At 68.2% G+C, this 14326-nt stretch carries 12 protein-coding genes; 7 read left to right on the forward strand and 5 right to left on the reverse strand.

Annotation, left to right across the window (positions count from 1 at the left end; all coding sequences use genetic code 11):
* Position 1 precedes the first annotated feature (1 nt).
* Genes rsmI through F8O07_RS00190 form a run of 3 tightly spaced genes read right to left on the reverse strand, consistent with a single transcriptional unit; the run spans position 2 to position 2744 of the window.
* On the reverse strand, positions 2–826 hold the full coding sequence (gene rsmI / locus F8O07_RS00180; RefSeq protein ID WP_158030180.1) for a 16S rRNA (cytidine(1402)-2'-O)-methyltransferase: 825 nt from the start codon (positions 824–826) through the stop codon (positions 2–4).
* On the reverse strand, positions 823–2013 hold the full coding sequence (locus F8O07_RS00185; protein ID WP_158030181.1) for a VanZ family protein: 1191 nt from the start codon (positions 2011–2013) through the stop codon (positions 823–825). Before F8O07_RS00185 ends, rsmI begins: the two co-directional genes overlap by 4 nt.
* Positions 2010–2744, reverse strand: coding sequence for a TetR family transcriptional regulator (locus F8O07_RS00190; protein ID WP_225733107.1), 735 nt, complete (start codon positions 2742–2744; stop codon positions 2010–2012). The genes F8O07_RS00185 and F8O07_RS00190 overlap by 4 nt, the downstream gene beginning before the upstream one ends.
* Positions 2745–2884: 140 nt before the next feature.
* Here F8O07_RS00190 and F8O07_RS00195 point away from each other — a divergent pair, with 140 nt between their 5' ends.
* From F8O07_RS00195 to F8O07_RS00225, 7 genes are all read left to right on the forward strand, one after another.
* Complete coding sequence (locus tag F8O07_RS00195) at positions 2885–3532, forward strand: biotin transporter BioY (RefSeq protein ID WP_158030182.1); 648 nt, start codon at positions 2885–2887, stop codon at positions 3530–3532.
* A gap of 30 nt (positions 3533–3562) precedes the next feature.
* Positions 3563–4252, forward strand: a complete 690-nt coding sequence (locus tag F8O07_RS00200) for an energy-coupling factor ABC transporter ATP-binding protein (protein WP_158030183.1) — start codon at positions 3563–3565, stop codon at positions 4250–4252.
* On the forward strand, positions 4249–4845 hold the full coding sequence (locus F8O07_RS00205; protein WP_158030184.1) for an energy-coupling factor transporter transmembrane component T family protein: 597 nt from the start codon (positions 4249–4251) through the stop codon (positions 4843–4845). Before F8O07_RS00200 ends, F8O07_RS00205 begins: the two co-directional genes overlap by 4 nt.
* A gap of 52 nt (positions 4846–4897) precedes the next feature.
* Positions 4898–6631 (forward strand): dolichyl-phosphate-mannose--protein mannosyltransferase, encoded by a 1734-nt coding sequence (locus tag F8O07_RS00210; RefSeq protein WP_192496557.1) that lies wholly within the window; start codon positions 4898–4900, stop codon positions 6629–6631.
* A gap of 97 nt (positions 6632–6728) precedes the next feature.
* Entirely contained in the window at positions 6729–10769 is a 4041-nt protein-coding gene (gene hrpA, locus F8O07_RS00215) for an ATP-dependent RNA helicase HrpA (RefSeq protein WP_158030186.1), read from the forward strand.
* Positions 10770–10785: 16 nt separating this feature from the next.
* A complete protein-coding gene (locus F8O07_RS00220) occupies positions 10786–11661 on the forward strand; it encodes a DUF3097 family protein (RefSeq protein ID WP_158030187.1) in 876 nt (291 codons plus the stop codon).
* A gap of 139 nt (positions 11662–11800) precedes the next feature.
* Entirely contained in the window at positions 11801–12313 is a 513-nt protein-coding gene (locus tag F8O07_RS00225) for a hypothetical protein (RefSeq protein ID WP_158030188.1), read from the forward strand.
* 140 nt (positions 12314–12453) lie between these two features.
* Here F8O07_RS00225 and F8O07_RS10810 read toward each other — a convergent pair whose 3' ends face one another.
* Both F8O07_RS10810 and F8O07_RS00235 read right to left on the reverse strand, forming a co-directional pair.
* A complete protein-coding gene (locus tag F8O07_RS10810) occupies positions 12454–13305 on the reverse strand; it encodes a dihydrofolate reductase (protein ID WP_412973600.1) in 852 nt (283 codons plus the stop codon).
* Positions 13302–14120 (reverse strand): thymidylate synthase, encoded by an 819-nt coding sequence (locus F8O07_RS00235; protein WP_225732956.1) that lies wholly within the window; start codon positions 14118–14120, stop codon positions 13302–13304. Before F8O07_RS00235 ends, F8O07_RS10810 begins: the two co-directional genes overlap by 4 nt.
* Between the last annotated feature and the right edge of the window lie 206 nt (positions 14121–14326).

Genomic DNA, 14326 nt, shown 5'->3' on the forward strand with positions numbered 1-14326 from the left:
GTCAGCGCTCGGCACGGCGCTGCAGCGCGAGATCGTAGAGAGCCTTACGGCTCACTCCGGTGCGTTCGGCGACCTCGGCCGACGCCTCTTTCAGCCGACGCCCTGCGGCGACCAGCGCGAGCACGGCATCCACATGATCGTCGGGCGACTCGATGCGAGCGGGCGCACCGGCGATCACGATGACCACTTCGCCGCGCACGCCTTCGGCAGCCCACTCGGCCAGATGCCCGAGCGAGCCGCGCTCAGTGTGCTCGAAGCGCTTAGTCAGCTCGCGGCTCACGCTCGCGGCCCGATCGGCGCCGAAGACCTCGATCATGCTCGCCAGCGCCTCGGCCACACGGTGCGGCGACTCGTAGAAGATCATGGTGCGCTGCTCATCGGCGAGCGCCCGCCACAGCCTGGTGCGCTCGCCCGATCGACGCGGCACGAAGCCTTCGAAGCTGAACCGATCGGTGGGCAGGCCTGAGACTGCGAGCGCCGTCAGCACCGCCGTCGGCCCGGGCACCGACGTCACGGTGACGCCGGCCTCGCGGGCCGCGGCACCCAGCTGAAAGCCGGGGTCGCTGATCGTCGGCATGCCGGCATCGGTCACGACCACCACGTCGTGGTCGCGGGCGAGGTCGAGCAGCTCGTCGATGCGTTCGCGTTCGTTGTACTCGTGCATGCTGATCATGCGCGGGCGGTTCTCGATGCCCAGCACGTCGAAGAGATGCAGCGTGTTCCGGGTGTCTTCGGCCGCGACGATCTCGGCGTTCTCGAGCAGCTCGATGAGTCGAGGCGAGGCGTCGCCCGCGTTGCCGATGGGGGTTCCGGCCAAGATGATCATCGTGTCTCCTCAGTGTGTTCGCGGGATGCGGATGCGTCGCCCGCCTGGCGTGAGGCGTGCTCGCCGGCGGCCGACGCACGCTGGTCTTCGATGCGCAGACCCGCCACGGCAGCGGCGAGACCGCGGCGGTCGCGCGTCGTCCAGACGCCGATCAGGCTCGCGATCGCAAATGCCCAGGCCGCGGGCAGCAGCCACGCCCGCCACCCGTCTGCGCTCTCACCGGCCGCTCCGCTGATCGTGCCCGACACCGAAGCCGCATCGAGCATGGCGAGCAGCCCGAACCCGCCCGAACCGGCCACGAAACGCAGGCCGCGCGCGAGCCACGCAGGTCGCGCATCCGCCGGCCTGCTGCGCAGCAGCACCGCCCACTCGCCGAACGTGCGACCGCGCCAGAGCACGAACACGAGCTGCACGGCCAACGGCACGCACCAGATCAGCCAGGTCACACGCGGGTCGGCCGCCAGCGTCTCGGCACGGCCGCTGCCCGGCCACAGCCCGGCGACGACCATGAAGAACATCAGCGACAGGCCCTGCGGAGCCAGAAACACCAGGGTCGCATCGCAGAGCATGCCGGTCAGGCGGCGAAGTGCGGTGACCGGCGTCGGCGCGGTGCGGTCTGACTGTGCTCCGCGACTGATGAAGGGGATGGCCGCCAGCGACCCGATGATCGCACCCAGCGTGTTCGTGGTCAGGTCGTCGACGTCGAAGACCCGATAGGCGCACGGGTAGAGCCCCCAAACCCCCGTGAGCTGGGTGAGCTCGATGAGCACCGAGACGCCGAGCCCGCCGATGGCAGCGACGACGACGCCCGCACTGTGACGCACACGCAGCAGCACGCCGAGCGGCACGAAGAGCGCCACATTGAGCGCGAGCTGCCAGACGACCATGCTGCGCATCAGCCCGCCGACCGACGGCCCGCTCGCCAGCAGATGGCGCAGGTCGTGGCCGAGGCTCAGCTGCACGCCGCGGCACACGTACTGCCCGCTCGACGGCAGCGGCAGCAGCGTGTAACAGACCAGAGCGGCCAGGTACACCGCGGTGATCAGCCACCCGCCGACCCACCAGCCGTCAGCGCTGCCGCGACGACGGTAGCTGACGATGACGAAGGGCACGAAGAGCACGAATGCGACCAGCGTGCCGAGCACGACGGCGAGCACGGCGAGACCCGGCTGCAGCACAGAGCTCATCGGATGCGCCTCGACTCTTGGTCTGCACCGCTGCGGCGAGCCGCGAGGCCGTCGACGAGCAGGTCGACGCCGAACGCGAAGTCGCCGGGCACGCTGTCGACCACCATCGCGCCGAAGGCGTCCAGGTCGGCTGCGGCGAACGCGCCGTCTCCGATGCGGTGGTCGACGCGCGGTGCTGCCGGTACATCGAGGCCCAGCTCGCCTGCCTGATCGCGCTGCTGTTCGTGCTGGGTCGAACCGAGCACGAAGTGCAGCAGAGCCGCGGCGCTGGCCTGGGCCGTCTGGTCGTCGAAGCCGCCGTCGCGAACGCTCTTCTCGAGGTGGCGCATAGGGATGCCATGGCCGAGTCCCAGCGCGACGGTGCTCGCGACGATCTCGGCGCCGTCTCGGTGATCGAGCAGTGCGCAGCGCAGCCAGAGAGACTCGGCGCGCAGGGCGCTCGTCCACCCGGGGCGAGCCTGCACGAACGCCGTGCGCAGCTGGTCGCGTTCGGGGCGGTCGCGAGTGATCCAGTCGCTGACGGCGGCCAGCAGACTCTGCTTGTTCTCGAAGTGCCAGTACAGGGCACTGGGCTGCACGCCCAGAGTGGTGGCCAGTCGTCGCATGGTCAGATCGGGCAGCCCGCTGTGGTCGAGCAGCTGCACTGCCGCAGCGATGACGTCGTCACGGCTGTGACGTGCGCCACGACGCTCCCGCTGCTCGGCGCCTGTGCCCTCGTTGTCGACATCCACAAAACGAGTGTAGCGGCGTCGTACCAACCGAACAGTGTTCAGGTGAACGCCGTTCAGGTAATGTGATGAGCGGTCGCCACCGGCTCGACGACCGCCCCTGACACTCGACAGGGGTCGTTCTCAGTGAAGGAGCAGACACGATGTCCACCTCTCCCACCCAGCCGACGCGCACCACGTCGGCCATCAGCGACGCATCCACGAAGACCCCGGCGACGACGCACCGAGGCTTCGACAACCGCGACATCGCCCGCATCGCGGTGTTCGCTGCTCTGATCGCCGCGCTCGGCCTGGTGGGGCCCATTCCCGTGCCGGGGCTCGTGCCGATCACCGCACAGACTCTGGGGGTGATGCTGGCCGGCACGGTGCTGGGCGGCCGACGCGGCGCCCTCGCCGTGGTCGTGCTGCTGCTGCTCGTACTGATCGGCCTGCCGCTGCTGAGTGGCGGGCGCGGCGGCCCTGCGGCGTTCATGGGCCCGTCGGCCGGCTATCTCTTCGGATGGATCGCCGGAGCCTTCGTCGCCGGCGTGATCACCCACGCCGGCCGCAGAATCGTCTGGTGGCGAACCCTGCTCGGCGCCGTCGTCGGCGGCATCTTCGTGGTGTACCTCTTCGGCATCCCGGTGACCTCGATGGTCGCCGGCCTGCCGCTGTCACAGGCTCTCGTCTCGTCGTTCGCCTTTCTGCCCGGCGACGCGATCAAAGCCGTTCTGGCCACACTGATCACCACGGGGCTCTGGAAGGCGTACCCACAGGCCTTCCCGGCACGCATGCAGCTGGCCGGCAAGTAGGCTCGACATCATGACCTCCGAGGTGCTCTGATGGATGCTGCCGAGATTCGGCTCGACGCTCTCTGCGTCGACGCGGGCGGCACGCGCATCATCGACGAGGTGAGTCTCGAGGTCGCCGTGCGTCGGCTTGCGGTGATCGGGGCCAACGGGTCTGGCAAGTCGACGCTGCTGCGTGTGCTCGACGGCCTGATGCGCCCCAGTGCGGGCACGGTGCGGGTTCTCGGGCTCGACCCGGTGCGCGAGGCGAAAGCACTGCGCCGTCAGGTCGGCTTCGTGTTCACCAACCCCGACACGCAGATCGTGATGCCCACCGTGCGCGAAGACCTCGCCTTCTCGCTGCGCGGGCTCAGGCTGCCGCGCGACGAGGTGCGGGCGCGGGTCGACGCCTGGCTCGACCGCTACGAGCTGCTCGATCGCGCCGACGTGCCGGCCCACAGCCTCTCGGGCGGGCAGAAGCAGACCCTCGCGATCGCTGCCGTGCTCATTCGCGAGCCCCGTCTCGTGCTTGCCGACGAGCCGACCACGATGCTCGATCTGGGCAACGCCCGACGCATCAGCCGTCTGCTCGTCGACGAGCTGCCCGGCCCCGTGGTCATCGCCACGCACGACCTCGCCCTCGCACGCCGCTGCGACCTGGCGATCCGGTTCGAGGCCGGCCGCATCATCCGCGTGGGAGACCCCGCCGAGGTCGTCGACGAATACGAGCGAGCGTTCGCGTGATCTCGCAGTACGTTCCCGGCGACAGCCCGATGCACCGCCTGCCCGCGGGCCTCAAGCTGCTGGCGCTCTTGTCGATCGCGCTAATCGTCTCGCTGCTGCCTGCAGTGTGGTGGGCGTCGGCCGGGCTGCTGGTCGTGACCGTGACGCTCTATGCGCTGGCCGGGCCGGTGCTGCGCAGGCTGCCTGCGCAGTTCTGGATGGCCAAGTGGATCATCGTGTTCTTCGGCCTGCTGATTCTGATCTTTCAGGGGCCGATGCCCGCGCTCGTGCAGACGACGCGCTTCGTCACGCTGATCGTGCTCGCCGGGCTCATAACCCTGACCACGACGACGACCGCAATGCTCGACGCGCTGACCCGGGCGGTGGGTCCGCTGCGGTTCGTCGGCATCTCCCCAGAACGGGTGGCGCTCACGCTCTCACTGGCGATCAACGCCGTGCCTGTCGTCTCGGGGCTCTCGCACAGCATCCGCGAAGCCCAGATCGCGCGCGGCACGCCGCCGAGCATCCGCGCCTACGTGCTGCCGCTGCTGGTCATGACGCTGAAGTACTCGGACGACCTCGCCGACGCGCTGACCGCACGAGGCGTCGGATGAGCGACTGATCGACTCACAGGTCGGTCGACTGGCACGACCGTAGAATGGCGTGGTGTCCTCCACCACTCCTGCTCACGACGCTCAGCGAGGGCAGCAGCACACCCTGCGTCACGCCACCTGGCACGAGCCGGTGGCTCACTGGTTCGGCACACAGAGCCCACTGCCGATCTGGCTGAGTCTCAAAGTGCTCGGTCCGGCCGCAGTCACCCTGCTCGCTGCGGTGCTGCGCCTCTGGAATCTCGGCTGGCCGAACACACTCGTCTTCGACGAGACCTACTACGTCAAAGACGCCTGGACGCTCGGCGCTCGCGGCAATGAGGCGCGTTGGCCTGAGTCGCCGAATCCGGCGTTCGAAGCCGGCGATGTGAACTCGTTTCTCGGCGGCGACGGCGCCTTCGTGGTGCACCCGCCGCTCGGCAAGTGGATGATGTGGCTGGGCATGCTGGCGGGGCCCGAACATGCCTGGGCATGGCGGCTGTCGACGGCGATCGCCGGCATCCTCACGGTGCTGCTGGTCTGCGTCGTGACTCAGCGGATGTTCCACAGCGCCGCACTGTCGACCTTCGCTGGCGGCCTGCTCGCGATCGACGGCCTCGCCATCACGATGAGCCGCACGGGACTGCTCGATGTGTTCATCGGACTGTTCGTGCTCGCCGCATTCTGGATGCTGCTCATCGACCGCAGCCGGCACCGCCGAATGCTCGCCGAACGGCTGCACGAACGCGGGTCGATGGGGGTGGTCTGGTGGCGCCCCTGGCTGTTCGCAGCCGCGGTGTTCCTCGGCTGCGCGACCAGTGTGAAGTGGTCGGGCGTCTACTTCGCCGTCGCCTTCGGCCTCTACACCGTCGTCGACGACCTGCTCGCCAGGCGGCGGCTCGCTCGGGCCGCGGGCAGCATCCCTATGACGGCAACCTCGGGGCATCACGCGCACCGACAGACATTCTGGGCGCGGGCCTGGCCGCTGCAGTCGCTCGCTCAGGCCGGGGTCGGCCTCGTCACCGTGCTGCCCACCGTCTTACTGGTGTATCTCGCCTCGTGGACAGGCTGGTTCGTCACCTCGAACGGCTGGGGACGCCACTGGGCCGAGTCGAATCCGGCTGAGGGGTGGCTCGCGGTCGTACCCGACGCGCTGCGGTCGTTCGGGCAGTATCACGCGGTCGCCTACCGATTCCACACGGGGCTCGACAGCCCGCACCCCTGGGCGTCGAGTCCGCTGAGCTGGCCGCTCATGCTCAAGCCCACGCTGTTCTGGCGCACCATCGACGATCCGGGTGAGAACGGCTGCCTGCATGACTCCGGGTGCGTGAGCACGATCTCATCGGTCGCCAACCCACTGCTCTGGTGGGTCGCGCACCTCGCAGTGCTCACGCTGATCGTCTTCGTGATCGTTCGGGTGCTGCGTCGCTCGACTGCGCGGCGGCCCTGGCGTGTGATGTCGCCCGCGAGCGATGTCACCTGGCAGGCCGTCGCGATTCTGTTCGGCTTCGCCGGAGGCTACCTGCCCTGGCTGATGTACCTGCACCGCACGGTGTTCTTCTTCTATGCGGTCGCGTGGCAGCCGTTCCTGATTCTCGCGGTGGTCGCCGTCGTGCGGATGCTGGTGCCGCCCCCGCAGGACAACTCCGGCGCCGCGGTGGCACGTCGGGTCTGGGCACAACCCGTCGTGGCGGGGTTCGTCGTTCTGGTCGTCGCCGTCTCGGCATTCTTCTATCCCCTCTGGACGGGGATGGACGTCTCGCGCACGTTCTGGTCGTTGCACGCGTGGCTCCCGCACAGCTGGCTGTGACGCTGTGCGCTGAACGGCCACTCCCCGCGCTGAGCCGACGTGCGAAAACGCGCACGGACGATCAGACTCCCCTCAGGTACGAAGTACAGTGGATGAGATGACCGATCTGACCCTGACCTACCCCCCGCAGCTGCCGGTCAGCGATCGCCACGACGAGATCATGGCGGCGATCGAGGCGAACCAGGTCGTCATCATCGCGGGTGAGACCGGCTCGGGCAAGACCACGCAGATTCCCAAGATGTGCCTGGAGCTCGGCCGCGGTCTGCCCGTCGAACGAACCGGGAAAGACGGCAGAAAACGCACCTACACTCGACAGATCGGTCACACCCAGCCGCGCCGTCTGGCGGCACGAACCATCGCCGAACGCCTCGCCGTCGAGACGAACACCAAGCTTGGCGAGCAGATCGGCTATCAGGTGCGATTCACCGATCACACCGACACCTCGACCCGTGTGAAGGTGATGACCGACGGCATTCTGCTCGCCGAGATTCGCCGCGACCGCCGCCTGATGAACTACGACACGATCATCATCGACGAGGCGCACGAGCGCAGCCTGAACATCGACTTTCTGCTCGGCTACCTCAAGCGCCTGCTGCCGAAGCGCCGCGACCTCAAACTGATCATCACCTCGGCGACCATCGACGTCGACCGCTTCTCGAAGCACTTCGACGAGGCTCCAGTGATCGAGGTGTCCGGCCGCACCTTTCCCGTCGAGATTCGGTATCGTCCGCCAGAGAAGGACGAAGAGACCCTCGACGCGATGCTCTCGGCCACCGACGAGCTCATGCTCGAGCCCGACGGTGACATCCTGGTGTTCTTCCCCACCGAGGCCGACATCCGCGAAGCGGCCAAGGCACTCGCAGGTCGCCACCGTTTCACCGAGGTGCTCACCCTCTTCGGCCGACTCAGCGCAGCCGACCAGCACAAAGTCTTCGAGACGGGCCGCAACCCGGGCATCCGTCGACGCATCGTGCTGTCGACCAACGTCGCCGAGACCTCGCTGACCGTGCCCGGCATCCGCTACGTGATTGACACCGGCACCGCCCGCATCTCCCGGTATTCGACTCGGTCGCGCGTGCAGCGCCTTCCGGTCGAGGCCATCTCGCAGGCGAGTGCGAATCAGCGCGCAGGGCGATGCGGCCGTGTCGCCGAGGGCATCTGCATCCGGCTGTACAGCGAAGACGACTATATGTCTCGACCGGAATATACGGATCCCGAGATCCTGCGCACCAATCTCGCCAGCGTCATTCTGCAGATGGCCACGCTCAAGGTCGGTGCCATCGACGACTTCCCCTTTCTGCAGCCGCCCGATTCACGGGCGGTCGCCAGCGGCATCGACACCTTGGTCGAGCTGCGCGCGATCGAGTCGCCCAAGGCCAGCCGTGACGGCGAGATGCACATCACCGACATCGGGCGGCGACTGTCCAGGGTGCCGATCGACCCCAGACTCGGGCGCATGATCGTCGAAGCACAGCGCCTGGGTGTGGCACACGAGGTGACCGTCATCGTGGCAGCGCTCACGGTGCAGGATCCCCGCGAGCGCCCGCGTGACCGGCAGCAGGCCGCCGACCAGCAGCACGCGCGGTTCGTCGACCCGTCGAGCGACTTCTTGGGCACGCTCAAGCTCTGGAAGTACCTTGAGCAGCAGCGCCACGATCTCTCGTCGAGCGCATTCCGTCGGCTGTGCCACAAAGAGTTCATCAACTATGTGCGGGTGCGCGAGTGGATCGATCTGGTGCGCCAGCTTGAGCGCATGCAGCCCGATGACCCGTCGTCGTTCCGCATTGAGAGCGCGGCCGCAGCGAACGACACCACGCGTGCCGCAGCAGTCGGCGAGCGCGCGAACGACCGCGGTCACACGAAGAGCAGACACGGCTCCAACCAGCGCAGCGGGCGTCGACGCGGCGATGACGCGACCACCGAGGCTGCCGACGGCATCCATCGCGCACTCATGGCGGGACTGCTCTCGCAGCTGGGCGTCTACGACGAGAAGAAGCGCAACTATCTGGGCAGCCGTGGCACGCGCTTCTGGGTGTTCCCCGGTTCGGGGCTGTTCAAGAAGCCGCCGACCGAGGTGATGACCGCCGAGCTGGTCGAGACCGAGCGGCTCTGGGCACGCGTGAACGCCAAGGTCGATCTGGGGTGGGCCGAGGAGCTCGCCGGCGACCTCGCCAAACACAGCTACGCCGAGCCGCGCTGGTCGGCGAAGCGCGAACAGGTCGTCGCGACCGAGCGGGTGACGCTCTACGGCGTGCCCATCGTGGCCGGCCGGCGCGCGAACTACGGCCGGGTCGACCCAGAGGTCGCCCGCGAGCTGTTCATCCGCCAGGCGCTCGTCGAGGGCGACTGGCACACTCGGCACGCCTTCTTCGCTGAGAACCAGCGGCTGCGCGCGCACGTCGAAGACCTCGAGAACCGCAGTCGACGACGAGACATCGCGATCGACGACGAGGCGCTCTTCGCTTTCTACGACCACCGCATTCCCGCTGAGATCAACACCGGCCGCGCCTTCGACCGCTGGTGGAAGCAGCAGCGCCGCGAGACGCCCGATCTGCTGACGCTCAGCATCGACGACGTGACCGACGATCGCGCCCAGTCGGTCGACGAGACCGACTACCCCAACACCTGGCGGCAGGGCGACCTGACGCTGGCCGTGAGCTACCGGTTCGACCCCGGCAGCGACTCCGACGGCGTGAATGTGGATGTTCCGCTCGCCCTGCTGGCCCAGCTGCGACCCGAGGGCTTCGACTGGCTGGTGCCCGGGCTGCGTGAGGATCTTGCTGTCGCTCTCATCCGTTCGCTGCCGAAAGTGCACCGTCGCAACGTGGTGCCTGCAGCCGACTGGGCGCGCCGCGCGCTCGAGACGCTGCCGCAGCATCCTGACGGCCGCCCCTTCGCCGTCGCGTTGGGCGCAGCCCTGCGCTCGCTCAGCGGCGTGCCGATTCCCGACGACGCGTGGGAGGTCGAGCGCGTGCCCGCGCATCTGCGGGCCACGTTCCGTGTGCTCGACGATCGGGGCCGCGCGATCAGCGAGTCGACCGACCTGCTCGAGCTGCAGCGAGAGCACCATGACAGCGCACGAGTCGCCGTGGCGGCGCGCAGCTCGGCCAACGAGCGCACCGGGCTCACCGCGTGGGCGTCGAAGCCCGGCGACGAGGCCGCCGACCGCGGCATCGGCGCGCTGCCCGTCGAGACCGTCGAAGATCTCGGCGGCAACGTCGTGCGCAGCTACCCGGCGCTCGTCGACGAGGGCAGGAGTGTGGCGGTGCGACTCTTCGCCGCCCCGGGCGATGCGCTGCGCAGCCACTGGGCCGGCGTGCGTCGCCTCGTCGCGCTCAACGTGCCCATGCCGACCGAGTACGTGCTGAAACACCTGACCGGCCCCGAGAAGCTCGCGCTGGCTTCATCGCCGTACCGCTCGCCGCGGGCCGCGATCGAGGACGCGGCGCTGGCCGTGATCGACGCTCACCTCGCCGAACTGGTGCGGCCGAACGCCGCTGGCCACACGGCGGGAGCAGACCTGCAGGCGGGGGCGAGCGGGGCATCCGCAGGAAGTCGTGAACGCGCCCGGCTGCTGCACCTCGCCGAGGCACTGCCCCGCGACCCGCAGGCCTTCGAACAGTTCTGCGACCGAGTCAGCGCCGACCTCGTCGACGCACTGTTCGCGGCGACCTCGCAGGTGGCGAAGGTGCTCGGAGCCCAGCGTGACACCGAGCGCGCGCTGAAGCAGGTCACCTCGATGGCGCTGCTCGGGGCGACCAGCGGCATCCGCGCGCACATCGAACAGCTCGTCTACGAAGGGTTCATCCGCGCCTGCGGCACCGCGCGCCTGCCGCACATCGCCCGCTATCTCGAGGGCCTCGCGCTGCGGCTGCACAAGCTCGAGGCGCAGCCCGGCCGCGACAACACGTGGCGTGCCGAGGCCGACACTGCGCTGCGGCTCTTCGAGGGCGCTGGAGGCCGCATTCCCTCGCCCGACTGGTGGCTGGGTGTGATCGACGAGCGCAGCCGCGTACTCGATGAGGCCCGCTGGATGCTCGAAGAGCTGCAGGTCGGTCTCTGGGCGCAGGAGCTCGGCACGGCCAGCGCGGCGAGCGTTCCCCGACTCAAGAAGCTGCTCGCGAAGCTGCCGAAGTAGGAGCCACAGAAGACACATGTTTGACGATCGCTATGACATCGACCCGCTCGCCGACCAGTCGTGGCGGCGCACGGTGGGGCCGAAGAAAGTCGCCGCACAGCTCGGCGAGGTCTATGAAGACGTCGCCAGCGGATTCTGCGGAGCACTGGTGCGCTTCGACCGGCAGGTGGTCGAGCTCGAAGACCGGCATGGTGCGGTGCGCGCGTTTCAGTGGGGGCCCGGCCTGCTGCTTGAGGGCAAGCCGATCGATCTGGTGCATCCGGGGGATGCCGCACGCGCTGAGCGCGGCGCAGGTCGCGTTGGCGCTGCGGAATCGCTGCGCATCGGAGCCTCGGGCATGCGGGTCGATCCGAATCAGCGGGCCCGGGTGGCTCGGGCCAGTCGGCTCTTCGTCGAGGGCAAGCACGACGCCGAGCTGGTGGTGAAGGTCTGGGGCGACGATCTGAAGGCCACTGGCGTGGTCGTCGAGCAGCTGCTCGGCGTCGACCATCTCGCCGAGGTCATGGCCGAGTTCGAACCCGGCCCCACCCGTCGCATGGGGGTGCTCGTCGATCACCTCGTCAAGGGCTCGAAGGAGTCCCACATCGTCGACGCGCTGCCCGCCGGGCCGGCGCGAGACGCCGTGCTCGTCGTGGGGCATCCGTTCATCGACATCTGGCAGGCCGTCAAGCCCGAGCGACTGGGCATACGGGCCTGGCCCAGCATCCCCCGCGGCATCGACTGGAAGTCGGGCATGTGCCGAGCGCTCGGCTGGCCCGGCGAGACCGGGGCCGACGTCGGCAAAGCGTGGTCGCGCATTCTCGGTACGGTGCGCAGCTACCGCGATCTCGAGCCCTCGCTCACCGGTCGGGTCGAGCAGCTGATCGACTTCGTCACCGAGATCCCGGAGTGAGGTCGGTCGCCGCTCTGCTGCGGGACGCGCCCGCCGTCAGTCTTTGACCAGACCGCCGTCGACATGGGTTCGCGGCTCCGCGGACGCGCGTCGTATTGCATCGCTGCCCCGCCGGCCGGCATGCGCCTATGGTGGAGGCATGAGCACGACCGGTGAGCATCTCGCAGAGTTCGCCATCCGGCCGCCGACATGGGCCCGATGGATCGCCGTCGCGCCCTTGATCTTCGTGGCCGCAGTGCTCGTCATCGTCGCAATGACGCTCGACGGCGGCGCGATCGGCGTCGTGCTCTCGGTCGTGGTCGTCGTCGCGCTGGGGCTGGTCACCTGGTGGTGGATGCGATGGACGGTGATCCGCGTGCGCATCCAGCCGCATGAAGTGCGGCTCTCAGCCCCGTTCTACCGTGCGTCGGTGCACACCGCCGACATCGCACAGACGGCGGTCGTGGACGATGCGACGCTCGGCCGCTCCGGCTTCGACTGGGTGGTGATGGGTCGGCCTCGCGATCGAAGCGGGGTGCGGCTCAATCTCGGCGGTGTGGCCGCGCTGCAGATGCAGACCTTCGATCAGCGGCTCTACACGGTCGTGTTCACGAGCTTCGACGACGCCGAGCGCGCTCAGCGCGTCATCGACCGGCACCGGTTCGGTGGCTGAGCTCTGTCACTGCTTCGAACAGCAGCATTCACATCCAGACATGCCAAGTTCCATGTCTGAATCGGTTTAGGCATCATTTCCCATGGCTCGATGGGCTGAGAGCGCCCACTCCCGCCTTGGGCCTGGCCCAATCAGCAGAGTCAGGCTCGCACAAGCCGTTCGAAGCGATAGCGCATGCCCGAGCGCGAGGTCGCCCAGTCTACCTCGTAGGCGGGGACCGCCCGCCAATCAGCCCCGAGTTCCGGAGCAAAGGTATCGCCGACGACACCCTCATCACCCGCTACGTCGACGTCGAGCATCGTGCGCTCGACCACATCGGCGAGTCCCGAATTGAGCGCCTCGGCGAACAGCTGGGCACCCCCGATGATCCAGGCGTCGATCTCGACATGGGCGCCAGCGCCCTGTGCAGCCGTGCCCGTGCCAGCCGTGCTCTGGGCACCAGCATCCTGCGCAGCCGCATCGTGCGACATCGTGCCGCCTGCGGTCGGCTGCGAGACGGGCGCAGGATGCCCCGCTCCCTCTGCCACTGCATCCTGCGTCGTGAGCGCCACGGCTTCGCTCAGCGCGTGCACGACCTGCAGATCGCCGCGTTCGAGGCCGCGCCGGGCACGCTCGTCGCTCGCCGCGGCGGCTTCGCCCCAGGAGTCCTGTCGAGTGACCACGATGTTGCGCCGCCCGGGCAGCGGACGGAACCGCGGGTTGAGCGAATCCCAGGTGCGCCGTCCCATGATCACCGGCGCGCCCATCGTCACAGCTTTGAAGTGCGCCAGGTCTTCGGGCACGTGCCAGGGCATGCCGCCTTGTGCGCCGATCACGCCGTGGCGATCCTGCGCCCAGATCAGCCCGATCAACGGCCTGTGCGCAATGATCTCTTCGAGGCCGGCGTCTGCGCTGCGTTCCTCGTGCAGAATCTGCTCAGCTTCTGCACTGCGGCCGACGTCTGCCCCGCGTTCGCCACGAGCAGCCTGCTCGGCGGCATCCCCCGTACTCACACCGCCACCGGAGCCTTGATCCCGGGATGGTGCTGGTAGTTCACGATCTCGAAGTCGTCGTACTCATAGTCGAAGATGCTCTCTGGCCGACGACGGATCTTCAACGTCGGGTATGGGTACGGCTCACGCGCGAGCTGCCGTTCGACCTGCTCGGTGTGATTGTCGTAGATGTGGCAGTCTCCGCCCGTCCAGACAAAGTCGCCGACCTCGAGCCCCACCTGCTGAGCGATCATGTGTGTCAGCAGCGCATACGAGGCGATGTTGAACGGCACCCCGAGAAACATGTCGGCCGAACGCTGGTACAGCTGCGTCGAGAGCCTGCCGTCGGCCACGTAGAACTGGAAGAAGGCATGGCAGGGCGCCAGCGCCATCTTCGAGATCTCGGCGACGTTCCAGGCCGACACGATGATGCGGCGCGACTCGGGGTCGCTGCGCAGCTGCTCGATCACCTGCGCGATCTGATCGATATGCCCGCCGTCGGGCGTCGGCCATGACCGCCACTGCACACCGTAGACCGGCCCAAGCTCACCGTCGGCGTCTGCCCACTCGTCCCAGATGCTGACGCCGTGCTCCTGCAGCCAGTGCACGTTCGACTCGCCGCGCAGAAACCAGAGCAGCTCGTATGCGACCGATTTGAAGTGCACGCGCTTCGTCGTGATCAGCGGAAACCCCTTCGAGAGGTCGTACCGAATCTGACGCCCGAAGAGCGAGCGCGTGCCGGTTCCTGTGCGGTCGCCCTTGGCTGCGCCGTGTTCGGAGACGTCGCGCAGCAGGTCTTCGTATGGGGTGGGAATCGCGTTGGTCACGCCGTTCACCCTACCGCGACCGATGCATCGATGAACACCCCGCTCAACGGCTGCAGATGCGAACGCAAAGACGTGTCGAGCGGATGCGTGGGCGGCTCCGCCTCATCAGTCGACTCCGCAGGCTGTCACCGTTCACACAACGTCTCTCACAGCTGAATCACAGCGGCCCATATAATGAGTCGCATGCGCCACCTGCCTCGGTCTCTGCCGCTGTC

This window comes from Pseudoclavibacter sp. CFCC 13796 (genome assembly GCF_008831185.1).
Classification (GTDB): Bacteria; Actinomycetota; Actinomycetes; order Actinomycetales; family Microbacteriaceae; genus Pseudoclavibacter_A.

Coding starts and splice junctions, on each gene's coding strand:
- rsmI (WP_158030180.1), bottom strand. CDS start 826: ATGATCATCTTGGCCGGAACCCCCATCGGCAACGCGGGCGACGCCTCG.
- F8O07_RS00185 (WP_158030181.1), bottom strand. CDS start 2,013: ATGAGCTCTGTGCTGCAGCCGGGTCTCGCCGTGCTCGCCGTCGTGCTC.
- F8O07_RS00195 (WP_158030182.1), top strand. CDS start 2,885: ATGTCCACCTCTCCCACCCAGCCGACGCGCACCACGTCGGCCATCAGC.
- F8O07_RS00200 (WP_158030183.1), top strand. CDS start 3,563: ATGGATGCTGCCGAGATTCGGCTCGACGCTCTCTGCGTCGACGCGGGC.
- hrpA (WP_158030186.1), top strand. CDS start 6,729: ATGACCGATCTGACCCTGACCTACCCCCCGCAGCTGCCGGTCAGCGAT.
- F8O07_RS00220 (WP_158030187.1), top strand. CDS start 10,786: ATGTTTGACGATCGCTATGACATCGACCCGCTCGCCGACCAGTCGTGG.
- F8O07_RS00225 (WP_158030188.1), top strand. CDS start 11,801: ATGAGCACGACCGGTGAGCATCTCGCAGAGTTCGCCATCCGGCCGCCG.